The organism is Fundidesulfovibrio soli (assembly GCF_022808695.1).
Lineage (GTDB): Bacteria > Desulfobacterota > Desulfovibrionia > Desulfovibrionales > Desulfovibrionaceae > Fundidesulfovibrio > Fundidesulfovibrio soli.
In genome coordinates, this window is sequence record NZ_JAKZKW010000042.1 from 1 (window position 1) to 500 (window position 500).

Sequence of the window (500 nt, forward strand, 5' to 3'; positions counted from 1 at the left end):
TCGTTGCCGCTGGTCACGCCGCCGGGGATGGTGACGTGGGGGTGCGGGTTCTTGCCGCCGAACAGGGCCATCATCTTGGCGGTGTTGGCCTGCTGGGCCAGGGCCTGGAGGTAGTGGGCCACGAACAGCAGGTTCGCTTCCGGCGAGAGCTTCATGGCCGGGTGGCCCCAGTAGCCGTTGGAGAACGGCCCCAGCTGCCCGGAGCTGACCAGGCCCTGGAGCTTGGTCTGCACGGCCGCGAAGTCGATGGACGGGGCCGAGGGGGAAACCTGGGCCGCCAGGGTCGCGGTGGCGGCGATGTTGGCGGTGAGGGCCTTGGTCACGTCCACCCAGTCCAGGGCGTGCAGGTGGTAGAAGTGCACGATGTGGTCGTGCAGGAACTGGGTGCCCTGCAGCAGATTGCGAACGATCTGCGCGTTGGCGGGCACGGTCAGCTTCATGGCGTTTTCGATGGCGGTGGTGGAGGCCTGCAGGTGAATGTAGGTGCACACGCCGCACAG

At 67.4% G+C, this 500-nt stretch carries 1 protein-coding gene; it reads right to left on the reverse strand.

The annotated features are described in order from the left end of the window. Window positions 1-500: nickel-dependent hydrogenase large subunit (locus MLE18_RS17840; protein WP_243440153.1), on the reverse strand; the 500-nt coding region annotated here is incomplete at both ends.